Raw genomic sequence first — 25,696 nt, forward strand, 5'->3', positions numbered from 1 at the left:
CTCCCGCAGGTTTATCATCAACCCTCGGGCTTGAGGATCAACACCGCCAGCGGCGGCAGGTTCAGCTCCAGCGACAAGGCCTGACCATGGCTGGCCACGTCTTCGGTAAACGCACCGCCGCCGTTGCCATAGTTGGAACCGGCATAGGTGTCGGCATCACTGTTGAGCAGCTCCTTCCAGCGTCCGGCAAACGGCACGCCCACCCGGTACGACTGACGCGGCACCGGCGTGAAGTTGGCCACCACCAGCACCGGCGTCCCCTCCTTGCTCCAGCGCAGCCACGCATAGACGCTGTTGATCGCATCGTCACCGATCAACCACTGGAACCCTTGCGGTGCATCGTCCTGCTCGTGCAGCGCCGGCTCTTCGCGGTACAACCGATTCAGATCGCCAACCAGTTTCTGCACACCTTTGTGCTCGGAATACTGCAGCAGATACCAGTCCAGCTGCTGATCGTGATTCCACTCGCGCCACTGCCCGAACTCGCAACCCATGAACAGCAGCTTCTTGCCCGGATGGGTCCACATGAAGCTCAGATAGGCCCGCAGGTTGGCGAACTTCTGCCAGCGGTCGCCGGGCATCTTGTCGATCAGCGAATGCTTGCCGTGCACTACCTCGTCGTGGGAGATCGGCAGAATGAAACGCTCGGACCAGGCGTACACCAAGCCGAAACTCAACTCATTGTGGTGATGTGCGCGGTAAACCGGATCCTGCTGGATGTAATGCAGCGAATCGTGCATCCAGCCCATGTTCCACTTATAGGCAAAGCCGAGGCCGCCCTGCTGGGTGCTTTGACTGACGCCGGGCCAGGCCGTGGATTCCTCGGCGATCACCAGCGCGCCCGGCGCTTCCAGCGCCACCACATCGTTGAGGTGGCGAAGGAAGTCGATGGCTTCCAGATTCTCCCGTCCACCATGGCGATTGGGCACCCACTCCCCGGCCTTGCGTGAATAGTCGCGATAGAGCATCGACGCCACCGCATCGACCCGCAGCCCGTCGACATGGAAATGCTTCAGCCAGTGCAGCGCCGACGCCAGCATGTAGCCGTGCACTTCAGTGCGGCCGAGGTTGTAGATCAGTGTGTCCCAGTCCTGATGAAAGCCTTCCAGCGGGTTGCCGTATTCGTACAACGCCGTGCCGTCGAATTGCGCCAAGCCATGGGTATCGGTCGGAAAATGCGCCGGCACCCAGTCGAGAATCACCCCGATATCGGCCTGATGGCAGGCGTTGACGAACGCCGCGAACTCGTCCGGCGTGCCGTAACGCGCACTCGGGGCGAATTGCGACAGCAACTGATAACCCCAGGAGCCGCCGAACGGGTGCTCCATGATCGGCATCAGTTCGATGTGGGTGAAGCCCAGTTCCTTGACGTAGGGAATCAGTCGCTCGGCCAGCTCCGGCCAGGTGTACTGGCGGGCCACTTCGCCCAGGTCGTCCAGTTCGCATTGCCAGGATCCGGCATGCAGCTCGTAGATCGACAGCGGCGCATTGTGTTGCTGGCGCTCGCGGCGGCCGGTCATCCAGTCCTGATCCTGCCAGTCGACCTGCAACGGCGCGGCGACTTTCGACGCGGTGTCCGGCGGCAGGCTGGTGGCCAGGGCCATCGGGTCGGCCTTGAGCGGCAGGATGCCGTGGGCACCGAGGATTTCGTATTTGTACAGATCGCCCGCCTGCAGGCGCGGAATGAACAGCTCCCAGACCCCGGACGGATGGCGCAGCCGCATCGGATGCCGGCGCCCGTCCCAGACGTTGAAATCGCCGACCACCGACACCCGCCGGGCATTCGGTGCCCACACGGCGAATCGCACGCCGTCGACGCCATCCACAGTTTTCAACTGCGCGCCGAGGCAGCTGCTGAGGTCGCGGTGATTGCCTTCGGCGAACAGATACAAATCCATTTCACCGAGCAACTGGCCAAAACTGTAGGGATCTTCCGCGACCTGTTCGCCACCGGCCCAACGCGTACGCAGCAGATAAGGCCGCGAATGCTCAAAATGGCCGACAAACAGCCCCGGCGTCTCGGTCGCCTCCAGCGGGCCGCGCTCTTCGCCGCTGTCCTTGTCCAGCACCGTGACACTCAATGCGCCGGGGAGATACGCCCGGATGAACTGCCCGCCGGCACCATCGCCGTGGGGCCCGAGAATGGAAAACGGGTCCTGATGTTCTGCGCGCACCAGGGCATCGATATCCCTGGCCCCGGGCAGCAAACGCTCTTTAACGTGACCCTGTTCCTTGTTCGAGAAACTCATGACTACTCTCCACCAAGATCGGAAAAGGGTTCCAGCCCCGTCAATAACCCATACAGACCGTGCAACGGCACGGGCAGCCAGGTGGGGCGATTTTCGGCTTCATAGGCCACTTCGTAGGCCGCTTTCTCCAGACCGAACAACGCCAGTGCGGCGTCGGCACCTTCAGGATCCTGCCAGGCATGATCAAGACTAGCTGCCGCTCGCTGATATGCCTCGACAAATGCCTCGCGGGCCTCACGCAGATAACGCTCGGCAACCCGTCGACGCGCCGCCTCGGCCTCGGGACTGTTATCGACGTTGTGCACGTTGATAGTCATCGCAGCGGCGTAATCGAAGGAACGCAGCACACCGCTGACATCCTTGTACGGACTGTGCCTGCCGCGACGCTCGGCCAGTGGCCGCGCCGGTTCGCCTTCGAAATCGATCAGGTACGCATCGCCCTTGATCACCAGCACCTGCCCCAGATGCAGGTCGCCGTGCACCCGAATGCGCAAGCCACCGGCGGATTTTTTCGCCAGTTCCTGCACGTGGGCGAGGATGGTTTTCTTGTGGTCGAGCAATCGACTCACAAGCTTCTGATCCGCCGCATCGAGTTCGCCCTGATGCTGATTGAGCAGCTTGAGCGCGTGCTCGACCTGAGCGCCCACGTCCTTGCCGGTGGCCTGCACATCCTTGGCCGAACTGACCTGTGGCGCGAAGTCCGGGTTGTCGGTGGGCGCCGCCAGTACCTGATGCATTTCCCCCAGTCGCTGCCCCAACATGCCGGCAAAGTCCTTCAGCTCGCCGAGAGCGTTGTAGTGCTGCGACTGTTCGGACACGGCGTCCGCCAGCTCGTCACGCAAGGCCCGTTCGAGGTTGTTCTGCGTCCATTCCCAGGCGTCGCCCTGGTTGCTCAAATAGCCCTGGGCAATCATCAGCAGGTTGTCTTCACCCTGCCCGTCGCGGCGAATCACCGAGCCCAACAACGGGGAAATATTGGCAAATCCGGCGGCGGTCAGGTAAGCGCTCATCTCCAGTTCCGGGTGTACGCCAGAAGCGACTTTACGGATAAGTTTCAGCACCAGACTGTTGCCGATCACCACTGAACTGTTGGACTGCTCGGCGGACAGGTAGCGCACTTCGGATTCGCCGCCGAGCCCCAGGCTTTCCAGTTGCGGCGTGGCCTCGAAACGGATTTCGCCATCGCTGGAGTCCAGCACCGTGCCACTTTGCATGCCTTGTAAAACCGCACGAATAAAGGCTTCGAGACTGAACGCATCGGTGATCAGACCGACCTGCCGGACCCGACGCACACGGGACAATGCCAGTTGCTGCGGCAAGGCCGGCCCGACCTGATCTTCCGAGATAAAGCCGAACGGCAATTGATAACGACCGGTCTGCCCGCCGCTGCTGACTTCGATTTCGCTGAGCAACACCGGATGCTGCGCGTCACCGAAACGTACGCCGTAGGCCAGCCGGACGTGCTCGATGGCCGCGTCCTTGCCGGCGAACCAGCGGCGGTTCTGCAACCAGTTCGGCAGGATGTCCTGTTCGAGGGTGGCCCGGGACGGCGCCTCCAGCAGTTCTTCCATGCGTTTTTTCAGCACCAGCGTGGTGAAGTCCGGCAGGCTCTGCGCCGGTTCGACGTGCCAGCTCGGCATCTGATTTTCCGCCGCGAGGCCGAACCAGTAGAAACCGTAAGGCGCGAGGGTCAGCAGAAAGTTGAGCTGGCCGATGGGAGGAAATGCATTACCGCCGAGCATCTCCACCGGCACCATGCCGACGTAGGCCGACAGGTCCAGCTCCACCGCCTGGGCGCTGCGCGAAACGTTGGCCACACAGAGGATGATTTCGTGTTTGCCGTCAGGCCCGGTGTATTCGCGGGTGTAGGCCAGCACGCGGCGGTTGGCCGGCGAGAGCATTTTCAAGGCGCCACGACCGAACGCCTTGGACTGCTTGCGCACGGCCAGCAGACGCCGGGTCCAGTTCAGCAGCGAATGCGGATCGCCGGCCTGGGTTTCGACGTTGACCGACTGGAAGCCGTACTGCGGGTCCATGATCGGCGGCAGTACCAGACTGGCAGGGTCGGCCCGGGAGAAGCCGCCGTTGCGGTCGATCGACCATTGCATCGGCGTGCGCACGCCGTCTCGGTCGCCCAGATAGATGTTGTCGCCCATGCCGATCTCATCGCCGTAATACAGGGTCGGCGTGCCGGGCATCGACAGCAGCAGGCTGTTGAGCAGTTCGATGCGCCGACGGTCGCGCTCCATCAACGGTGCCAGACGCCGGCGGATGCCGAGGTTGATCCGCGCACGGCGGTCGGCGGCGTAGTAATTCCAGAGGTAGTCGCGCTCCTTGTCGGTGACCATCTCCAGAGTCAGTTCATCATGGTTGCGCAGGAAGATCGCCCATTGGCAATTGGACGGGATCTCCGGGGTCTGGCGCAGGATGTCGGTGATCGGGAAGCGATCTTCCTGGGCCAGCGCCATGTACATGCGCGGCATCAGCGGGAAGTGGAACGCCATGTGGCATTCGTCGCCATTGACGCCCTCGGCGTCGGTGTCGCCGAAGTACAACTGGGTGTCTTCCGGCCATTGGTTGGCTTCGGCCAGCAGCATGCGGTCCGGGTAATTGGCGTCGATTTCGGCACGGATCTGCTTGAGGACGTCGTGGGTCTCCGGCAGGTTTTCGTTGTTGGTGCCATCGCGTTCTATCAGGTACGGAATCGCGTCCAGCCGCAGACCGTCGATGCCCATGTCCAGCCAGTAACGCATCACCGACAGCACGGCTTTCATGACTTGTGGATTATCGAAATTCAGATCCGGCTGGTGCGAATAGAAACGGTGCCAGAAGTATTGGCCGGCCACCGGGTCCCAGGTCCAGTTGGACTTTTCAGTGTCGAGGAAAATGATCCGGGTGCCGTCGTATTTCTGGTCGTCATCCGACCACACATAAAAGTCGCGGGCCGCCGAACCGGGCTTGGCCTTGCGCGCCCTTTGGAACCACGGGTGCTGGTCCGAGGTGTGATTGATGACCAGCTCGGTAATGACTCGCAAACCGCGCTTGTGTGCTTCGGCGATGAAGCGTTTGGCGTCGGCCATCGTCCCGTAATCGCTGTGTACGCCACGGTACTCGGCAATGTCGTAACCGTCATCGCGCCGTGGCGACGGGTAGAACGGCAGCAGCCAGATGGTGTTGACGCCGAGTTCGGCGATGTAATCGAGTTTTGCGATCAGGCCGGGAAAATCGCCGATCCCGTCATTGTTGGAGTCGAAAAAGGATTTGACGTGAACCTGATAGATCACCGCGTCCTTGTACCAGAGCGGGTCCTTGATGAAGGTGGCTGCCTTGGGTTTCTTCGCCATGTGAAACTCCTGTTCAATTCTATAAACACGGTGAGCCGATCACTTGGCTCGCAAACGATGAGCAACCTGTGGGAGCGAGCCTGCTCGCGAATTCGATTTGGCAGGCAACATATGTATTGAATGTTGGCCCGTATTCGCGAGCAGGCTCGCTCCCACAGGGGATCTGTGTTCAGGCGGTGATCCGCCAGATCCCGAACGGCTGATAAGCCGGATCGATCCGCATGAACTGGTACTTGCCGTGCCAGTCCCAGCGATGGCCGTTCATCAGGTCCTCGCCGTGGGTGGTGGCGTCGTCCGGCAGGCCCATTTCCCACAGCGGCAGTTCGAAATTCGCCTCCTGCGGGTGATGCGGATCGAGGCTGACGGCCACCAGAATGAAATTGCTGCCATCGGCGCTGCGCTTGCCGAAATACAGAATGTTGTCGTTCCAGGCGTTGTAGATCTTCAGGCCCAGATGACTGTGCAGCGCCGGGTTCTGCCGGCGGATACGGTTGAGCTGGGCGATCTCGGCGATGATGTTGCCGGGCTGGTTGAAGTCGCGGACGCGGATTTCGTACTTCTCGGAATCGAGGTATTCCTCCTTGCCCGGCACCGGCGCCGATTCGCACAGCTCGAACCCCGAATACATGCCCCACAGGCCCGAGCCCATGGTCGCCAGCGCCGCACGGATGAGAAATCCCGGGCGCCCCGATTGATGCAGGAACGCCGGGTTGATGTCCGGCGTGTTGACGAAGAAATTCGGCCGGTAGCATTCGCGCCACGGCGATTCGTTGAGTTCGCTGAAGTAACTCGCCAGTTCGGCCTTGGTATTGCGCCAGGTGAAATAGGTGTAGCTCTGGGTGTAACCGACCTTGCCCAGCCGCGCCATCATCGCCGGGGTAGTGAACGCCTCGGCGAGGAAGATCACTTCGGGGTGCAACGTGCGTACGTCGGCGATCAGCCATTGCCAGAACGGCAGCGGTTTGGTGTGCGGGTTGTCGACGCGAAAGATCTTCACGCCTTCCTCGACCCAGCCGACAACGATGTCGCGCAGTTCGACCCACAGGCTCGGAATTGCTTCCGGCGCATAGAAGTCGACATTGACGATGTCCTGGTATTTCTTCGGCGGGTTTTCCGCGTATTTGATCGTGCCGTCCGGCCGCCAGTTGAACCAGCCTGGGTGCTGCTTGAGCCATGGGTGATCCTGGGAACACTGGATGGCGAAATCGAGGGCGATTTCCAGACCATGGTCAGCGGCAGCCGCCACCAGTCGACGAAAATCCTCGCGGGTGCCGAGCTGCGAATGAATCGCTTCGTGCCCGCCCTCCTCACTGCCAATTGCGTAAGGGCTGCCAGGATCGTCGGGCCCGGCGGTCAGGGAATTGTTGCGGCCCTTGCGATGACTGCGGCCGATCGGGTGGATCGGTGTGAAATACAACACGTCGAAGCCCATGTCCTGAATCATCGGCAGGCGCGAGTGCACATCATTGAACGTGCCGTGGCGGGCGGGATCGTCGGTGATCGAGCGGGGAAACAGCTCATACCAACCGGCGAACTCGGCCAATTCCCGTTCAACGTCCAGCGGAAATTCCGGGCTGATGCTCAGATACGGGCGGTGATCGGCCTCGGCCATCAACTGCGCACTTTGCGGGTGCAGAAACAGCGTGACCTGCTCGGTTTCGAGCAGGCCGGACAATTCGTGGTGCAACGCCGCCAGCCGTTCGCTGAGTTGGCCTTCGCTGCGTTCGGCCGCTTGTTGCACCATCGTGCGGCCTTCTTGCAGCTCCAGGCTGACCGGGACGGCGGCCAGGTGTTTCTTCTCCAGTTCGTACTGAAAACTGGCGAACTGGTCGATCCAGGCTTCGATCAGGTACAGATAGCGGCCCATGCGCTGGGGCCGGAACCGGCCTTCCCAGCCGTTGTTGCCCTGATCGCTCATGACTTCGCTTTGCCAGACTTCCTCGCCTTCCTCGCGCCAGCGGATGCGCACCGCCAGTTTGTCGTGACCGTCGGCGAAGATCTTGCTGGTGACCACGATCTCGCGCCCGACCACCGCCTTGACGGCAAACTGCCCGCCATCGAGGGTCGGCCGGGTGTTTTCAATGACGATGCGCGGCAGCAGCAACGCCTGCGAAAGCGGGATGTGCGGGTTGTAGCTCTGTTCGGAGGGTTTTTCAGCAGTCATTGAGCATCTCTCCTTAACGCCCCAAGGACGCTCGTTTGCCTGTTCGATACTCACGGCCGGACCTGTGCCCGACCATGAACGCTCTCAGGTTCCGAGCGAACCTCGGCGACAAAAGTTCACAGGGATTTGCCCCGCCACAAAATCGGATCGATTTCGCGCAGAAGTGGTCAACCCACTTAAGCACTTCTCACGCCATGTGCCACACGGAGGTTCATCTGATGACGATTCCGATCCCTGCTGAAACGCCCGATCCGAACATCGACAAACCGGTGCTGCCCGAAACCGAGCCGCAACCGATCCCGGAACAGGAGCCGCCAGGCACCACGCCGCCGCCCAAGGAAGAGCCACCGTCGACCATGCCGCCGGTGATTGTCTGATCAAGGCTCATGGTCTCTTTCGAAGACTTTGACGATCCGCGGCATGACATTGAAGATTCCGAGCGCCAACAACGTACTGAGCACCGCCGTCGCCTCGCGGCCTAGCCCGGCCGCGACACCGATGGCGGCGGTCATCCACAGACCTGCAGCGGTGGTCAGCCCCTTGACGTGACCTTCGTCACCTTCGTGATTCTTCAAAATGGTGCCGGCCCCGAGGAAGCCGATACCGGCGATCACCCCTTGCACCACACGGCTCATGGCGTCGGCCTGTGAGCCGGACAGTTGCGGCACCAGCACAAACAACGCCGCGCCGAGGGCCACCAGCATGTGCGTTCGCACCCCGGCAGCCTTGCCTTTGTGCTCACGCTCGAACCCGAGAATTCCGCCCAGTACTGCCGCCATCAACAGGCGCACGGTAATCCGTGTCAGTTGCGACGCATCACCTATGTCGGCGAATTCCGTTTGCAGGGTTTCCCACACTTCATGCCACCAGGCGTTCATCGTGCAGTCCTTGTGAAGGGATCATGGAAGGTGGACAGCAGCGACCATTAATCGGTTGCGTAGAACGATCACCGGGAGCTGCGCCCTAACCTTTCAACACACCTTGGAAAAAGGACAGCCCCATGACCGTGCGCATCGAAAACCAGACCTGTTTTTTCGCCACAGAAAACGGTGAACAGATTCGCCTGTGCGGCGACCTGACGGTCATCACCGACAGCGATAAATCCATGTCTGCCGTGGAAATCGAAGGCCGGCGCATTTACATCACCGAGGCCGAAGCCGATGCCCTGACCGTCGCGGGCGCCAAGGACGGGCGCAAACACCTCAAGGCCACCGACAGTGATTCGGTGATTTGACTGACCCCGGTCAATATTCCGCGCAGCCGTCCGGGATAGGCGTCTGCGCCCCGCTCCACCAACTGCTTCAAGTTGTCGCAGGGCCGGACGCAGAACCCATCTGATACGCTTTTTATTGAAATACCTGAGTCTGTTATGCAAACAGATCGGCGCTCATAGTTCACCGGCCTGATGGAGGCTGATGAGCGAACGACCATGAGCGAACGAATCCCCGTCCGAACCGTAGAAGCATCTCCCCAGATAAAAAAAGTACCGGCGCGTCCAATGAAGGCGAAACACGCCACCAGCGACAACCAGATTTTCACCCGCAGCTTCACCGGCCTGTTCCGCACCTTGCGCATGAGCGGCGCGGGATTTCTGTTCCTGCTGTTTTTCGGCACGGTGTGGCTGAACTGGGGCGGGCGTCAGGCGGTGTTGTGGGACCTTTCCGAAAGCAAATTCCACATCTTTGGCGCAACCTTCTGGCCGCAGGATTTCATTTTGCTGTCGGCGCTGCTGATCATCGCCGCGTTCGGCCTGTTCGCCATTACCGTGTTCGCAGGCCGGGTCTGGTGCGGCTACACCTGCCCGCAGAGCTCGTGGACGTGGATCTTCATGTGGTGCGAGAAGATCACCGAGGGCGAACGTAACCAGCGCATCAAGCTGCAAGCGGCGCCGTGGAGCCTGAACAAACTGGCCCGGCGTGCGGCCAAGCACACCCTGTGGCTGGCGATCAGCGTGCTGACCGGTCTGACCTTTGTGGGTTACTTCACCCCGATCCGCCCGCTGGCCGACGAGCTGCTGACCTTGCAGATCGGCGGTGTCAGCCTGTTCTGGGTGCTGTTCTTCACCGCCGCCACCTACATCAACGCCGGCTGGCTGCGCGAAGCGGTGTGCATGCACATGTGCCCGTATGCGCGGTTCCAGAGCGTGATGTTCGACAAGGACACCCTGGCGATTTCCTACGACGCCGCCCGTGGCGAAAACCGTGGCCCCCGCAAGCGCGACGTGAAGCCGGCCGAAGCCGGTCTCGGCGATTGCATCGATTGTCAGTTGTGCGTGCAGGTCTGCCCGACCGGTATCGACATCCGCGACGGCCTGCAAATGGAATGCATCGGCTGCGCAGCGTGCATCGACGCCTGCGACTCGATCATGGACAAGATGAACTATGCGCGAGGCCTGATCCGCTACACCTCCGAGCGCGAGTTGCAGGGAGGCAAGACGCATCTTCTGCGCCCACGACTGATCGGCTACGTCGCAGTGCTGGTGGTGATGATCGGCGCCCTCGCCCTGGCCCTGGTCGAGCGGCCGATGGTCTCGCTGGACGTGACCAAGGACCGTGGCCTGTTCCGCGAGAACGGACAGGGCCAGATCGAGAACATCTACACCCTCAAAGTCATCAACAAGACCCAGCAGCGCCAGGACTACAACCTGACGCTGGTACATGGCGACGGCTTCCAGCTCCAAGGCAAGACCGAACTGAGCCTGGCCCCGGGCGAGATCGTCGATGTGCCGGTGTCGGTGGCCATGACCACGGAACGCCCGGCCAGCAGCTCGCAGACCTTGAGCTTCAAGATTGCCGACAGTGACGAGCCCGAGGTTTATAGCGTGGCGAAGAGCCGGTTTGTTGCGCCGATGAATCGATGATCCCTTAGACTGCGGCGCGGCCATTCGCGAGCAAGCTCGCTCCCACAGAGGAATACGGTCAACTGTGGGAGCGAGCTTGCTCGCGAATGAAGGCGACACGGTCTTCCAGAAAGAAATCAATCCGGACCCAAGATGAAACGCTACGAAAAATTCGCCGACGACATCGCTGAACTGATCCGCTCCGGCGTCCTTGGCCCCGGCCAGCGGGTGCCGTCGGTGCGCTACGCGAGCCAGACCTACGGCGTCAGCCCGTCCACGGTGTTCCAGGCCTATTACCTGCTGGAACGTCGCGGCCTGATCCGCGCCCGCCCGCGCTCCGGTTACTTCGTCAACACCCACGCCCCGAGCCCGTTCTCGGAGCCGGTGATCAGCAGCCCGGTCAACGAATCCACCAAGGTCGACGTCAGTGAACTGGTGTTCTCGGTGCTGGAATCAATCAAGGACCCGAGCACCGTACCGTTCGGTTCTGCTTTCCCCAGCCCTGAACTGTTCCCGCTGCAACGTCTGTCACGTTCGCTGGCCAGCGCCGCCCGGGAGATGGACCCGCGCATGGTGGTCACCGACATGTCGCCGGGCAACCCGCAATTGCGCCGGCAGATCGCCCTGCGCTACATGGTCGGCGGGCTGATGCTGCCGATGGAAGAACTGCTGATCACCAACGGCGCCCTCGAAGCGCTGAACCTGTGCCTGCAAGCGGTGACCGAACCCGGCGATCTGGTGGCCATCGAGGCCCCGGCGTTCTACGCCAGCCTGCAAGTGCTGGAGCGGCTGAAGCTCAAAGCCGTGGAAATCCCCGTGCACCCGCGCGACGGCATCGACCTCGGCGTGCTCGCCCAGACCCTTGAGCGGCACCCGATCAAAGCCTGTTGGTGCATGACCAGCTTCCAGAACCCGATGGGCGCAACCATGCCCGAGGCCAAGAAACAGGAACTGGTGGAACTGCTGAAACGCCATCAAGTGCCGCTGATCGAGGACGATGTCTACGCCGAGCTCTATTACGGCCAGCAGGCGCCGAAACCGGCCAAGGCTTTCGACACCGAAGGTCTGGTGATGCACTGCGGCTCGTTCGCCAAGAGTCTGGCCCCCGGCTACCGCATCGGCTGGGTCGCCGCCGGACGCTACGCGCAGAAGATCGAACGCCTGAAACTGATGACCTCGCTGTGCGCCTCGATGCCAGCCCAGGCGGCCATTGCCGATTACCTGCAACACGGCGGCTACGACCGTCACTTACGCAAATTGCGCTACGCCCTCGAAGAACAGCAAAGCGCCATGCTCGCGGCCATCGCCCGCTACTTTCCGGCGCAGACCCGCGTGAGCCAACCAGCGGGTGGCTATTTCCTGTGGCTGGAACTACCACCGCAGATGGATTCGTTGAAGTTGTTTCAGATGGCGCTGGCGCAGGGCATCAGCATTGCGCCGGGGCCGATTTTTTCGCCGACCCAGCGCTTCAGGAATTGCATCCGTTTGAACTACGGCAGCCCGTGGACCGAGGCGTCGGAAAAGGCGATGGAGACGTTGGGGCGGATTGTGCGGTCGTTTTGAGGGATAGATGTTGCGTGATCGATAGCAATCGCCAGCAGGCTGGCTCCCACATTTGGAATCCATTTTCCTGTGGGAGCCAGCCTGCTGGCGATCAGGTCGGCCGGGGCACTAGAAGGATCGAGCTTAGCGCCCGCCGCCAAGATCGACAAAAGTCCCGGTGGCATACGAAGCCTTGTCCGACAGCAACCACACAATCGCCTCCGCCACCTCGTCCGGCCGCCCGCCTCGGGCCATCGGAATCGCCGACTCCAGCTTGCTGACCCGGTCCGGATCGCCGCTCAGCGCGTGGAAATCGGTGTAGATGTAGCCCGGACGCACCGCGTTGACCCGAATCCCCTCGCCCGCCACTTCCTTGGACAGACCGATGGTGAACGTGTCGAGTGCGCCTTTGGACGCGGCGTAGTCGACGTACTCGTTCGGCGAGCCCAGGCGTGCGGCGACCGAAGACACGTTGACGATGCTGCCACCCTGCCCGCCGTGCTTGGGCGACATGCGCAGGATCGCGTGCTTGGCGCAAAGGATCGGCGCCAGGACGTTGGTTTTCATGATTTTGAGGATGCGGAATTCGGACATCTCGTCGACCCGCGATTTGTGCCCGACGGTGCCGGCGTTGTTCACCAGTGCGGTGACCCGGCCCAGCTCGGTGTCGACCCGGTGAAACAGGCCGATCACTTCGTCTTCGATGCTGACGTCGGCGCGGACGGCAATGGCGGTGGCGCCGCGCTCGCGTACCTGATCGAGTACGTGGTGGGCCGCCTGTTCGTCAGACTGATAATTGATGCAGATCCGATAGCCTTGCTCGGCAGCCAACAGCGCCGTGGCGGCCCCGATTCCGCGCCCGCCGCCGGTGATCACAATGACTTTGTCCATGCTGGCCTTCCCCCAATGCACACGTAACAGTCGGGGCAAGAATAACCGTCATTGCGGGGTTTTGCATGGCCTGCGTCAGCCGTTCAGCTCGCCGCCAATTGTTTGCCGCGCTCGATATCCTGCAGGAAGCGATCGGCCGGCATCGGATGGCCCAGCAGATAGCCTTGCAGCGAATCGCAGCCCAGTTGCGTCAGGAAGTCCTGCTGCACGCCGGTCTCCACACCTTCGGCCACAATACGCAGGCCCAGTGCCTGACCCAACGCAACAATCGCCGAGACAATGGCCGCGTCATCGCTGTCGTGTTCCAGATCACGGACGAAACCGCGATCGATCTTTAGCTCATTGGCCGGCAGGCGCTTGAGGTACATCAGGCTCGAATAACCGGTGCCGAAGTCGTCGATGGACAGGTCGACGCCCATGTCGGACAGTTCCTGCAGCACCGTCATGCTCGCGTCGGCGTCGCTCATGGCGGTGGTTTCGGTGATTTCCAGGGTCAGGCTGTTGGCCGGCAAGTGGTGCGTGGCCAACGCCTTGGCCACGCTGCGCACCAGTCCGGTGTGACAGAACTGCAAGGCCGAGAGGTTCACCGCGATGCGCCAGTCGGTGTAACCCAGCACGTACCATTCGCGCATCTGCCGGCACGCTTCGTTGAGCACCCATTCGCCGATCGGAATGATCAGCCCGGTCTTCTCGGCGAGGTCGATAAACTTGTCCGGCATCAGCATGCCGTGGAGCGGGTGTTCCCAACGCAGCAACGCTTCGGCACCGACCGGATGACCATCGGCAGCATGGAACTTGGGCTGGTAATGCAGGCTGAACTGATTGTGTTCGAGCGCCGCGCGCAGGTCCTGCAACAGTTGCAGTTGCTTGCGGGCGTTGCTGTTCATCGAGGCGTCGAAGAAGCTGTAGCCGTTCTTGCCGCCGCCCTTGGCGTGGTACATCGCCGCGTCGGCGTTCATCAGCAGTTCCTGGGCGTTCTGGCCGTTGCCCGGATACACCGCGATGCCGACGCTGGCAGAAATCTGCAGCTCATGCTCGGCGACCCGGAACGACTGCGCGATCAAGCCGACCTGACGCGCCGCCAGGCCCAGCGCATCGTCGGGCTCGCTCAAACGCACCAGCAGCACGAATTCATCACCGCCAATCCGCGCCAAAGTGTCGAGACTGCGCAAGTCTTCGCGCAGGCGCACCGCCACTTGTTTCAGCAACTGGTCGCCCATGTGGTGACCGAACGCGTCGTTGACCGGTTTGAAGCCGTCCAGATCGATGAACATCAGCGCAAAACAGCCGCCCTGCTCGTTGACCTTTTTCATCGCCTGATTGATCCGGTCGTCCAGCAGCATGCGGTTCGGCAGGCCGGTCAACGTGTCGTGCAGGGCCAGTTGGGTGAGTTCGCGGTTGGCCACGGTCAACGAATGGGCCAGATCGGCGGTTCGCGCTTCGAGGCGGGCATCGAGAATCGAGGTCAGCAGCGCAATGGTCAGCACCGCCAGCGTGGTGATCAGCACCAGGTTATCCAGGCCATTGCCATTCAGACCGCTGAGCGCCGCACCGCAGAAACTGCCATCGGGAAACCGCGCCGCCGCCATGCCGGTGTAGTGCATGCCGACAATCGCGATACCCATGACGATGGCAGCGCCGGCACGAAACAGGCGCACATAAGGCGATTGCTGACGCAGGCGGAAGGCAATCCACAATGCCGCCGCCGAAGCGCCAACCGCGATCAATAGCGAAGCGCCAAACAGGGTCGGGTCGTAATCGATGCCTGGCTGCATGCGCATGGCGGCCATACCGGTGTAATGCATGGCGCTGATGCCGGCGCCCATGATCAAGGCACCGAAGGCCAGTTGCCAGGCCGGCAGTTTCGGCTGGCTGACCAGCCACAAGGCAAAGCCGCAGGACAGCACCGCGATCAACAGCGAAAGCGCGGTGATCGAAATGTCATAGCCCAGGCTGATCGGCAGTTTGAATGCCAGCATGCCGATGAAGTGCATCGACCAGACGCCAACCCCCATGGCAAAGGCGCCGCCGGCCGTCCATAAATGCACGGCGCGACCCTTGGCGGTGGCGATGCGCCCGGTGAGGTCGAGCGCGGTGTAAGACGCGAGGATCGCCACACACAGCGAAATGAAAACCAGCGTGAAGGAATAACTACCGATGAGCATGGGAATTCTCGTGACCACCCCGCCGTACTGCTTCCGTTCTCAGCGGGGCCAAATGCGCCGATTGTACTGATTGCACAGAAGAACGCACTGACAAAGTAATCAAATGGCCATCAAGCCGATGAAACGCTTGTTTGATCGTTCGACAAGGCTCTAGACCGGCAGTCACGGCACTGATCATTCCCACGTTTTGCGTGGGAATTCAGCGTCAGGGATTCTGGCTGGTTTCCAGCTGCCCGTCCCAGCCACCGCCCAGAGCCGCGATCAATTGCACGCTGGCAATCAATCGACTTTGCAGGATGTTGAGCACGGTGCGCTCGTTGCTCAGCGCTGTCGCCTGCACCACCACCACATCAATGTAGGCAATCAGCCCGGCCTTGTACTGATTCTGGGTCAGACGCAGAGAATCCCGCGCCGCATCCAGCGCCTCCTGGCGTACCGCCGCCTCGTCCTCGTACACCTTCAACTGCACCAGGTAATTTTCCACCTCGCGGAAGCCGTCGAGCACGGTCTGCCGGTATTTGGCCACGGTCTCGTCGTACTTCGCTTCGGTGCGATCGACTTCCGCCGAGCGGCGACCGCCGTCGAACAGCGGCAGACTCATTTTCGGCCCCACCGACCAGAATCGGTTCGGCAGACTGATCAGATCCCGCGAAGTACTGCTGCTATAGCCGCCGCTCATGCTCAGGCTGAAATCCGGGTAATACGCCGCTTTCGCGACACCGATATTGGCGTTCGCTGCGATGACCGAGCGTTCTGCCGAGGCGATGTCCGGGCGACGTTCCAGCAATTGCGACGGCAGGCTCAACGGTATCTGCGGCAGCTTCGGGATATCCTGGGTTTCAGCAATCTTGAACTGTGCCGGCGGCTGGCCGGTGAGCACCGCGATGGCGTTTTCGAACTGCGCCCGTTGCCAGATCAGGTCCACCAGATCGCCCTGGGTGGATTTGAGCTGGGTCTGTGCCTGCGCCACGGCATCACGACCGGAAATTCCGGCGTTGTACTGGTTCCGGGTCATTTTCAGCGAACGCTCGTAAGCCTCCACCGTTGACTCCAGCAAACGCTTCTGCTGATCAATCACACGCAACTGCAAGTAGTTCTGCACCAGTTCCGACTGCTGGCTCAGGCGCATCGCCGCCAGATCGGCGAAGCTGGCCTGAGCGGTGGCTTCATTGGCTTCCAGACCGCGACGCAACTTGCCCCAGACATCGGCTTCCCAGCTCACGCCCAACTGGGCGTTGTAGGTGTCACGAATACCGCTGGAAGAACTGCTCAGGCTCGAACTGCTGCTGCCGGTGCCCTGGCTGGAGCGCGTCTTGCCCAGGCTCAGGTCGAGCGTCGGGTAAAACGCCCCACGGGCATCGCGCACCAAAGCCTGGGCCTGACGGTACTGCGCCTCGGACTGGGCGACGGTCTGGTTGGAACTGTTGAGTTTCTCGATCAACTCGTTGAGCTGACGGTCGCCGTACAGTTCCCACCAGGCGCCACGGGCCAGGGAGTCGGCAGGACTGGCCTGACGCCAACCCTCGGCCTCTTTGTATTGGGCGACTTCGGCGGTCTGCGGGCGCTGGTAGTCCGGGCCGACGGCGCACGCACTGAGCATCGCCACACACAGCGACAGGCTCAGCAGACGCGAACCGCGAACACTGGCCAGTTGGATAAGCGAACGGTCATTCATAGCGGAGTTTCCAGTGCGGCATCGGTACGTACGCCACGCCATTTGTTGAAGCGATGGCGGGCCTTGTCGAGATAGAGGTAAACCACAGGTGTTGTGTAAAGGGTCAGGATCTGGCTGAAGATCAGCCCGCCGATGATGGTCAGGCCCAGCGGCTGGCGCATTTCCGCGCCTTCGGCCCGGCTCAGCAGCAACGGCAAGGCGCCGAGGATCGCTGCCAGCGTGGTCATCAGGATCGGCCGCAGACGTTGCAGACAGGCACTGCGGATCGACTCCAGCGGCGCCAGGCCCTGATGACGTTCCAGTTGCAGCGCCAGGTCGATCATCAGAATCGCGTTCTTCTTCACCACACCGATCAGCAGGAACAGCCCGAGCAGCGAGATCAGGCTGAACTCGCCGCCCAGCACATAGATCGACAGCAACGCACCGACCCCGGCCGACGGCAGTGTCGACAGAATCGTCAGCGGGTGAATGTAGCTTTCATACAGCACGCCCAACACCAGATACACCGCCAGCAGCGCGCCGAGGATCATGAACGGCTGGCTTTTCTGGGTGGCCGCGAAGGCGTCGGCGGTGCCGGCCATTTTCGCGATGACGTCTTCCGGCAGACCGACCTTGGCAATCGCCCGTTCGATGGCGGCACTGCCCTGCTCCACCGTCACGCCTTCGGCCATGTCGAACGAAATGCTTTCGGAGGCAAACTGGCCTTCGTGGCTGACCCGGTCGTCTTCCAGGCTGCTTTCGTAGTGGGCGATGGTCGACAGCGGAATCCGCGCACCATCGGCCGTGATTACTTGCACCTGATTGAGGGTGACCGGGTCCTGGGCGTATTTCGGATTGACCTCCATCACCACCTGATACTGGTTGAGGCTGTCGTAGATCGTCGAAATCTGCCGTTGGCTGTAAGCGTTGTTCAGCACGGCGGTGACCATGTTCATGTCCACGCCCAGGCGCTTGGCCTGATCGCGGTCAACGATCAGCGTCACCTGTTGCGCACCGCGCCCCTCACGGGCGTCGATGGCGGTCAGCTCCGGCAAGGCGCGCAACGCGGTGACCACTTTCGGGTACCACTCGCGCAAAGCGCCCAGATCACCGCTTTGCAGGATGTAGCTGTACTGCGAGGTAGTCTGCTCACGTCCGCCGCCAAATTGCAGGTCCTGGTCGGCCATCAGCATCAATTGCGCGCCAGGCACTTTGGGCATTTCCTTGCGCAGGCGCTCGATGACTTTCTGCGCCGAAATATTGCGGTCCTTGATCGGCTTCAGGCGCACCAGCATGAAGGCGTTGTTGGTGCCGTTGTTGCCACCGATGAACCCGGCAACGCTCTCGACCGCTTCGTCCTTGAGCACAGCGCGGCGGAAGGTCTCCATTTTCGGCTGCATCACGCTGAACGACAGGCCGTCGTCACCGCGCACGAAACCGATCAACTGGCCGGTGTCCTGTTGCGGCAGGAAGGTCTTCGGCACCACCACGTACAGCGCGACGTTGACCCCGACCGTGATGATCAGGCTCAACAGCGTCAGGCGCCGATGACGCAATACCCAGTCGAGGCTGGCGGCGTACTTGCCGACCATCCAGTCGTTGGTACGACGGCTCCAGCGTTGCAGGCGGTTTTCCTGGCCCGGCGTGTGCGGCTTGAGCCAACGGGCGCAGAGCATCGGCGTCAGGGTCAGGGAAACCACCAGCGACACCACGATGGCCGCCGCCAGGGTGATGGAGAATTCGCGGAACAGACTCTCGATGATCCCGCCCATGAACAGGATCGACAGGAACACCGCCACCAGCGACACGTTCATCGACAGCAAGGTGAACCCGACTTCCTTGGCCCCGAGGTACGCGGCCTTCATCGGTTTGACGCCTTCGTCGATGTGCCTGGAAATGTTCTCCAGCACCACGATGGCGTCGTCCACCACCAGCCCGGTGGCCAGAATCAGCGCCATCAGCGATAGGTTGTTCAGCGAGAAACCGTAGAGGTACATCACCGCAAAAGTGCCGACCAGCGACACCGGCACCGCCAGGGTCGGGATCAGCGAAGCACGGAAATTGCCGAGGAACAGGAACACCACCAGGATCACCAGCGCCACGGCGATCAGCAGGGTCATCTCCGCTTCATGCAGCGTGGCCTTGATCACCGGCGAACGATCCATCGCCAGATTCAGCTTCACACTGGCCGGCAGCACGGCCTGCAATGCCGGCAACTGAGCCTTGATCTCGTTGACCGTCTCGATGATGTTGGCGCCGGCCTGACGGTTGATCACCAGCAGCACCGCTGCGTCATCGTTGAAGAAACCACTGTTGTAGCGGTCTTCCACGCCGTCGGTGACCTTGGCCACGTCCTTCAGACGCAGGGCTGCACCGCCGTTGTAATGGATGATCAGCGATTCGTAGTCCTTGGCTTTCTCCAGCTGGTCATTGGCCTGGATCTGCCACAGGCGCTGGTCATCCTCGACCGAGCCTTTCGGCCGGCGCACGTTGGCCCCGGCGATGGTCTTGCGCACATCGTCCAGCGCCACGCCGTACTGGTTCAGCGCCTGGGGTTCGAGTTCGATGCGTACCGCCGGCAGGGAGCTGCCGCCGATCTGCACTTCACCCACGCCCTGCACCTGGGACAGGCTCTGGGACAGGATGGTCGAGGCCAGATCGTAGAGCTGACCTTTTTCCAGCACATCCGAAGTCAGCGACAGCACCATGATCGGCGCCTGCGACGGGTTGACCTTCTTGTAGGTCGGCATGCTGCGCATCCCGCTCGGCAACAGGTTGCGCGAAGCGTTGATCGCTGCCTGCACCTCCCGCGCCGCGCCATTGATGTCGCGGTCGAGGTCGAATTGCAGAATGACCCGGGTCGAACCCTGGCTGGAGCGGCTGCTCATGGTGTTGACGCCGGCGATGGCGCCGAACGAGCGCTCCAGCGGCGTGGCCACAGTGGACGCCATGACCTCGGGGCTCGCGCCGGGCAGGCTCGCCTGGACCACGATCACCGGGAAGTCCATTTGCGGCAGCGGCGACACCGGCAGCAGGCCGAAACTCACGCCGCCCAGCAGCATGATCGCCAGGCTCAGGAGCATGGTCGCCACCGGGCGCTTGATGAAAGGACCGGACAGGTTCATGGCTGTTCTACCGGCTCCACGGCCGAAGGCGCACGGCCCCAGCGCCGACCGAGGCGGTCGAAGTACAGATAGATCACCGGCGTGGTGAACAGCGTCAGGATCTGGCTCAGCAGCAATCCGCCGACCATCACCAGACCCAGCGGCTGACGCAATTCAGCACCGGAACCGGTGGCCAGCATCAGCGGCACCGCACCGAACAGCGCCGCCAGCGTGGTCATCAGGATCGGCCGGAAGCGCAGCAGCGCCGCCTGATAGATCGCCTGTTCCGGCGCCATGCCCTGGTTGCGCTCGGCGTCGAGGGCGAAGTCGATCATCATGATCGCGTTCTTCTTGACGATACCGATCAGCAGGATGATGCCGATGATTGCGATCATGCCCAGGTCATTGCCGCTGAGCAGCAGCGCCAGCAACGCACCGACCGCCGCCGACGGCAAGGTCGAGAGAATGGTGATCGGATGGATGTAGCTCTCGTAGAGCACGCCCAGCACGATGTACATAGTCACCACCGCCGCCAGGATCAGCAGCAAGGTGCTCGACAGCGAAGCCTGGAACGCTTCGGCCGCGCCCTGGAACTGGGTCTGCACGCCGATCGGCATGCCGATGTCCTTCTGCACCTGCTCGATGATGTCTACCGCATGCCCCAGCGCCACGCCGTGGGCGAGGTTGAAGGACATCATCACCGCCGGGAACTGGCCGATGTGGGTGATCGCCAGTTGCGCCTGACGCTCCTCGACATGGGCCAGGCTCGACAAACGCACCTGTCCTCCATCGGTGGTCTTGACGTGAATCTGATCCAGCGCCTGCGGGCCGATCTTTTCCCCGGCCTGGGCCTGCAGCACCACGCGGTACTGGCTGGCCTGGGTGTAAATGGTCGAGATCTGCCGCTGGCCGAAGGCGTCGTACAGTGCGTCGGTGATATTCGCCACCGACACGCCGAGGCGTGAAGCCGCGTCACGGTCGATCACCAGGAACACCTGCAGGCCCTTGTCCTGCAAATCACTGGCAACGTCGGTCAGCTCGGGACGCCGGGCCAGTGCCTCGACCAGACGTCCGCTCCACAGGCTGAGCAGCTCGGCGTCCGGCGACGACATGCTGAACTGGTACTGGGTGCGACTGACACGGTCTTCGATGGTCAGGTCCTGCACCGGCTGCATGAACAGGCGGATGCCCACCAGTTTGTCCAGTTGCGGTTGCAGACGAGTGATTACCTCGGCAGCCGTCAGGTCACGCTGGCCGTGAGGCTTGAGGTTGATCAGCAGGCGACCGCTGTTGAGCGTGGCGTTGTCACCGTCGACGCCGATGTAGGACGACAGGCTTTCCACCGCCGGGTCTTCGAGAATCACTTTGGCCAACGCCTGCTGACGCTCGCCCATGGCGGCAAAGGAAATCGACTGCGGCGCCTCGGAAATGCCCTGGATCACCCCGGTGTCCTGCACCGGGAAGAAGCCCTTGGGCACCACCATATAAAGGAACACGGTCAGCGCCAGAGTGCCGATGGCCACCAGCAGGGTCAGCGGCTGGTGCTTGAGCACCCACTGCAATTTGCGCCCGTAGGCGGCGATCATCCAGTCGATGAACGCGCCGCTGGCCCGGTAGAAACGGCCCTGCTCATGTTCTTCCGGCTCACGCTTGAGCAGACGCGCGCACATCATCGGCGTCAGGGTCAGCGAGACCACCAGGGAAATCAGGATCGCCACTGCCAGGGTGATGGCGAACTCGCGGAACAGCCGCCCTACTACGTCGGCCATGAACAGCAGCGGAATCAGTACCGCAATCAGCGACAGGGTCAGGGAAATCAGGGTGAAGCCGATCTGCTTCGCGCCCTTGAGCGCGGCCTGCATCGGGCTGTCGCCTTCTTCGATGAAGCGGGCGATGTTCTCCAGCATCACGATCGCATCGTCGACCACAAAACCGGTGGCGATGGTCAGTGCCATCAACGTCAGGTTGTTGACCGAGAACCCGGCCAGGTACATCACGCCGAACGTACCGATCAGCGACAGCGGCACGGCCACGGACGGAATGATGGTGGCACTGGCGCGACGCAGGAACAGGAACGTCACCATCACCACCAGCGCGATGGCGATCAGCAGTTCGTGCTGCACGTCGGTGACCGAGGCACGGATGGTCTGGGTGCGGTCGGTCAGCACGGTCACTTCGAGGCCGGCCGGCAGGTTATCGGTGATGCTCGGCAGCAGCGCCTTGATCCGGTCGACCACCTCGATCACGTTGGCACCCGGCTGACGCTGGATGTTCAGCAACACGGCCTGATTCTGGTTGGCCCATGCCGCCAGACGCTCGTTCTCGGCGCCGTCGACGATCTGCGCGACATCCTTGAGCCGCAGCGGCGCGCCGTTCTTGTAGGCCAGGATGAGGTTGGCGTAGTCCTTGGGCGAAGTCAGCTGGTCGTTGGCATCGAGCATCGACACCCGGGTCGGGCCGTCGAAGTTACCCTTGGGCTGGTTGACGTTGGACGCACCGATCAGCGTGCGCACATCCGACAGGTTCAGGCCGTTGGCCGCCAGTGCCTCCGGGTTGACCTTGATCCGAACAGCCTGACGCTGGCCGCCGGCGATGCTGACCATGCCGACGCCGCTGATCTGGGCGATTTTCTGCGCCATGCGCGTATCGACCAGATCATTGAGTTTGGGCAGCAGCATGGTTTTGGAGGTGATGGCCAGGGTCAGCACCGGGGTGTCCGCCGGGTTGACCTTGTTGTACACCGGCGGCGCCGGCAAATCGGTCGGCAGCAGGTTGGTCGCGGCGTTGATCGCGGCCTGCACCTGCTGTTCGGCGACGTCCATGTTGATGTCGAGACTGAAACGCAGGGTCAGCACCGAGGCGCCGCCGGAACTGGTCGAAGCCATTTGCGTCAGGCCCGGCATCTGCCCGAACTGGCGCTCAAGCGGCGCGGTGACGGCGCTGGTCATCACGTCCGGACTGGCGCCCGGGTACAAGGTCATGACCCGGATGGTCGGGTAATCCACCTGCGGCAAGGCCGAAACCGGCAGCAGGCGATAGGCGATCAGGCCGGCCAGCACGATGGCCAGCATGCTCAGCGTGGTGGCGACCGGGCGGAGGATGAACAGGCGCGAAATGTTCATGCGCCCTTCTTGGCCTTGTCGGTGACGGCGGCATCAGGAGCACTGGCGGCAGATTTGCCTTGCAGGTGCCCGGTCGGCGTGGTCGGTACATCCTGACTGTCGTTGACCACTTCCACTTCACTGCCTTCCTTCAAGCGGTCGGTGCCTTCCAGCACCACGCGATCGCCGGCGGCCAGGCCTTCGGTGATCACGGTGTTCTGCCCGTCGCTGGCACCGATTTTCAACTGGCGGATGGTGACTTTCTTGTCGCCATCCAGCGCGTAAACGAAGGTGCCGTTGGTGCCGAACTGGATCGCGGCCGAAGGTGCCAGCACCACGCCCTTGAGGGTGTCGGCCAGCAGGTGGACGTTGACGAACTGGTTGGGGAACAGCGACTGATCGCGGTTTTCGTAGCGCGCCTTGAACTTCAGGGTGCCGGTGGTCACGTCGATCTGGTTGTCGAGGCTTTGCAGCACGCCCGTGGCCTGAATTTTCGTGTCGCCACGGTCCCAGGCTTCGGCCGGCAGTTTGGCGCCGCTGTGGTAGCGGGCCAGCACGGTTTCAAGGGTATTTTCCGGCAGCGTGAAGACCACGCTGATCGGCTGGGTCTGGGTGATGACGGCGAGGAAGGTAGTGTCGTTCGCTGCCACCAGGTTGCCGACGTCGAGCTGACGCAGACCGACGCGACCGGCAATCGGTGCGCGGATCTTGGTGAATTCGAGATTGAGTTTGGCGTCGTTGACCGCCGCCTGATTGGTTTTCACGGTACCGAGGAACTGGCCGACCTGTGCTTCGGCGGTGTCCAGGGTTTGCTTGGCGATGCTGTCCTCTTTATACAGGCCACGATAGCGCTCGACATCGACCTGAGCGTTTTTCAGCTGTGCCTGGTTCTGCAGCAAGGTGCCTTCAGCCTGGAGCAAGGCGTTCTGGTACGGACGTGGGTCGATCTCTGCCAGCAGGTCACCGGCCTTGACCATCTGCCCTTCTTCGAAATAGATCTTCACCAGCTCGCCGCCGACCCGGCTGCGCACGTTGATGGTGTTGAGCGCGGTCACGGTGCCCAGGGCCTTGTAGTACAGCGGGAAGTCACCGGTCACCGCCGGTGCCACGCGCACCGGGATCGGACCTGCCGCCCCGCCGAAGCCCGGTCGCATCATCCCCGAACGACCGGTATGACCGGCCGCGGCTTTCTCGCCGCCCTCCTTGTGGGTCGATCCGGCGGGCCAGAATTTCCAGCACAGGCCGGCGATGACCAGCAGGACAAGCAGGCTCAGCAGCCAGCGACGGGAGTTTCGGGAAGACGATTGCATGGAGTGATTAACCATTGGGCGCGTGGGCTTCTTTTACGGGAGGCTGAACGATAAGCACTGGTGGGGGTAAAGCAAAGCAGCTTTACCGGCAATTTACCTTCAACTTACGTTTCAAGGTGTGAGCCAAAACACTGATACACAAATGAAAACGGCCTGGACAGAGCCAGGCCGTTAACAATTGTAAAAGCGCTTATTTCAATACGGCGAGTGCTGCATCGTAGTTCGGCTCTTCAGCGATTTCCTTGACCAGTTCGCTGTGCAGGACGTTGTCGTTTTCGTCCAGAACAACCACCGCACGGGCAGTCAGGCCTTTCAGCGGGCCGTCAGCGATGGCCACGCCGTAGTTCTGAATGAATTCGGCGCCACGCAGGGTCGACAGGTTCTGTACGTTTTCCAGGCCTTCGGCGCCGCAGAAACGGGCCTGGGCGAATGGCAGGTCAGCCGAGATGCACAGCACCACGGTGTTGGCCAGTTCGTTGGCCTGAGCGTTGAACTTGCGCACGGAAGTGGCGCAGGTCGGAGTGTCGACGCTTGGGAAGATGTTCAGCACTTTGCGCTTGCCGGCGAAGTCTTTCAGGGTGACGTCGGACAGATTGCCGGCTACCAGGGAAAAGGCTGGCGCCTTGGAACCGGCTTTTGGCAGCTCGCCGTTGACTTGAACCGGGTTGCCTTTGAGAGTGACTTGAGCCATGAACGGAGTCCTTCTTAACGTTGTTGGGAAAGCATGCAAGAGGCGGAAGTTAACCACGAAATTGTCCGACGACCTATGCCTGAACTGAAATTGTCATGTGTAACTCGCAGGATTGGATACAACCCTGAGCGCTAACCGAGCAATTGCAGCATGTTGCGATGCCGGGCCTCGAAGATCCGTCGCATGTAACCGTTCACCAGCAGTCCTTCGCTGAACGCCCCGCCAATCGCCGAATAAGTCACGCGGTCGGTGTACAGCGTACCGCCCTCGCCCGCTGCCACCCGATGTTCATGACGAAAGGCACGCAGCGGCCCCTTGAGCATTTCATCGACGAAATGCGTGTCGCCGACTTCGCGGATCGTCACCGTCCAGTTCGACGGGATCACGTTGAACATCCAGTGCCGGAAACGAAATTGCCGGCCCTCCTCGATGCGCAGGTTGTTCAGGTCGATATCTCCCAGCGGCGTAACGCGCTCCGGGAAGATCTTCGGGAAATTGACGCCCTCCAGACAGAAATCGAGCACTTCTTCCGGGGTGCGATCGGGGATCAGCGTGGTGAGTTCCAGGGTGGGCATGGCGGACACATTCCGTATGAAGGCGATGCTTGTTAAAACGCGGTTCTGCATCTTTTCTTTAACGAGC

16 protein-coding genes are annotated in these 25,696 nt (G+C 61.8%); 4 read left to right on the plus strand and 12 right to left on the minus strand.

What is annotated here, in order from left to right; translation table 11 throughout:
• Nucleotides 1-17: 17 nt before the first annotated feature.
• The 3 genes from glgB to DXT77_RS00675 form a co-directional block, all read right to left on the minus strand.
• Nucleotides 18-2,249, minus strand: coding sequence for a 1,4-alpha-glucan branching protein GlgB (gene glgB, locus DXT77_RS00665; protein WP_119426219.1), 2,232 nt, complete (start codon nucleotides 2,247-2,249; stop codon nucleotides 18-20).
• 2 nt (nucleotides 2,250-2,251) lie between these two features.
• The gene (treS, locus tag DXT77_RS00670) at nucleotides 2,252-5,593 is read right to left on the minus strand and encodes a maltose alpha-D-glucosyltransferase (RefSeq protein WP_119426220.1); all 3,342 of its coding nucleotides are present in this window, start codon (nucleotides 5,591-5,593) and stop codon (nucleotides 2,252-2,254) included.
• A gap of 169 nt (nucleotides 5,594-5,762) precedes the next feature.
• Nucleotides 5,763-7,757, minus strand: coding sequence for an alpha-1,4-glucan--maltose-1-phosphate maltosyltransferase (locus DXT77_RS00675; protein ID WP_119426221.1), 1,995 nt, complete (start codon nucleotides 7,755-7,757; stop codon nucleotides 5,763-5,765).
• Between the two features lie 218 nt (nucleotides 7,758-7,975).
• Here DXT77_RS00675 and DXT77_RS29860 point away from each other — a divergent pair, with 218 nt between their 5' ends.
• Entirely contained in the window at nucleotides 7,976-8,134 is a 159-nt protein-coding gene (locus DXT77_RS29860) for a hypothetical protein (RefSeq protein ID WP_167443771.1), read from the plus strand.
• On the opposite strand, the gene DXT77_RS00680 is transcribed toward DXT77_RS29860, so the two are convergent.
• Nucleotides 8,135-8,635 (minus strand): MgtC/SapB family protein, encoded by a 501-nt coding sequence (locus DXT77_RS00680; RefSeq protein WP_119426222.1) that lies wholly within the window; start codon nucleotides 8,633-8,635, stop codon nucleotides 8,135-8,137.
• 122 nt (nucleotides 8,636-8,757) lie between these two features.
• On the opposite strand from DXT77_RS00680, the gene DXT77_RS00685 reads away from it, so the two are divergent.
• The 3 genes from DXT77_RS00685 to mapR all read left to right on the plus strand — a co-directional run bounded on the left by DXT77_RS00685 (nucleotide 8,758) and on the right by mapR (nucleotide 12,159).
• Complete coding sequence (locus DXT77_RS00685; RefSeq protein WP_119426223.1) at nucleotides 8,758-8,991, plus strand: DUF3203 family protein; 234 nt, start codon at nucleotides 8,758-8,760, stop codon at nucleotides 8,989-8,991.
• Nucleotides 8,992-9,186: 195 nt separating this feature from the next.
• Nucleotides 9,187-10,617 carry a cytochrome c oxidase accessory protein CcoG gene (ccoG, locus tag DXT77_RS00690; protein ID WP_119426224.1) on the plus strand — a complete coding sequence of 477 codons (1,431 nt, stop codon included), beginning with the start codon at nucleotides 9,187-9,189 and terminating at the stop codon, nucleotides 10,615-10,617.
• 132 nt (nucleotides 10,618-10,749) lie between these two features.
• Nucleotides 10,750-12,159, plus strand: a complete 1,410-nt coding sequence (gene mapR, locus DXT77_RS00695; protein ID WP_119426225.1) for a GntR family transcriptional regulator MpaR — start codon at nucleotides 10,750-10,752, stop codon at nucleotides 12,157-12,159.
• A gap of 123 nt (nucleotides 12,160-12,282) precedes the next feature.
• On the opposite strand, the gene DXT77_RS00700 is transcribed toward mapR, so the two are convergent.
• The 8 genes from DXT77_RS00700 to DXT77_RS00735 form a co-directional block, all read right to left on the minus strand.
• Nucleotides 12,283-13,029 (minus strand): SDR family oxidoreductase, encoded by a 747-nt coding sequence (locus tag DXT77_RS00700; protein WP_085708225.1) that lies wholly within the window; start codon nucleotides 13,027-13,029, stop codon nucleotides 12,283-12,285.
• Nucleotides 13,030-13,112: 83 nt separating this feature from the next.
• Nucleotides 13,113-15,194, minus strand: a complete 2,082-nt coding sequence (locus tag DXT77_RS00705; protein WP_119426226.1) for a bifunctional diguanylate cyclase/phosphodiesterase — start codon at nucleotides 15,192-15,194, stop codon at nucleotides 13,113-13,115.
• Between the two features lie 205 nt (nucleotides 15,195-15,399).
• A complete protein-coding gene (locus DXT77_RS00710; RefSeq protein ID WP_119426227.1) occupies nucleotides 15,400-16,869 on the minus strand; it encodes an efflux transporter outer membrane subunit in 1,470 nt (489 codons plus the stop codon).
• The gene (locus tag DXT77_RS00715; protein WP_119426228.1) at nucleotides 16,866-19,973 is read right to left on the minus strand and encodes an efflux RND transporter permease subunit; all 3,108 of its coding nucleotides are present in this window, start codon (nucleotides 19,971-19,973) and stop codon (nucleotides 16,866-16,868) included. The genes DXT77_RS00710 and DXT77_RS00715 overlap by 4 nt, the downstream gene beginning before the upstream one ends.
• On the minus strand, nucleotides 19,970-23,074 hold the full coding sequence (locus DXT77_RS00720) for an MdtB/MuxB family multidrug efflux RND transporter permease subunit (RefSeq protein WP_119426229.1): 3,105 nt from the start codon (nucleotides 23,072-23,074) through the stop codon (nucleotides 19,970-19,972). The genes DXT77_RS00715 and DXT77_RS00720 overlap by 4 nt, the downstream gene beginning before the upstream one ends.
• Nucleotides 23,071-24,378, minus strand: a complete 1,308-nt coding sequence (locus tag DXT77_RS00725) for an MdtA/MuxA family multidrug efflux RND transporter periplasmic adaptor subunit (protein ID WP_119426230.1) — start codon at nucleotides 24,376-24,378, stop codon at nucleotides 23,071-23,073. The genes DXT77_RS00720 and DXT77_RS00725 overlap by 4 nt, the downstream gene beginning before the upstream one ends.
• A 175-nt stretch (nucleotides 24,379-24,553) precedes the next feature.
• Nucleotides 24,554-25,054 (minus strand): thiol peroxidase, encoded by a 501-nt coding sequence (gene tpx / locus DXT77_RS00730; protein WP_085708231.1) that lies wholly within the window; start codon nucleotides 25,052-25,054, stop codon nucleotides 24,554-24,556.
• Between the two features lie 131 nt (nucleotides 25,055-25,185).
• Nucleotides 25,186-25,629 carry an SRPBCC family protein gene (locus tag DXT77_RS00735; RefSeq protein ID WP_119426231.1) on the minus strand — a complete coding sequence of 148 codons (444 nt, stop codon included), beginning with the start codon at nucleotides 25,627-25,629 and terminating at the stop codon, nucleotides 25,186-25,188.
• Nucleotides 25,630-25,696: the final 67 nt, after the last annotated feature.

It is taken from the genome of Pseudomonas sp. 91RF, assembly GCF_003576265.1.
GTDB lineage: Bacteria > Pseudomonadota > Gammaproteobacteria > Pseudomonadales > Pseudomonadaceae > Aquipseudomonas > Aquipseudomonas kribbensis.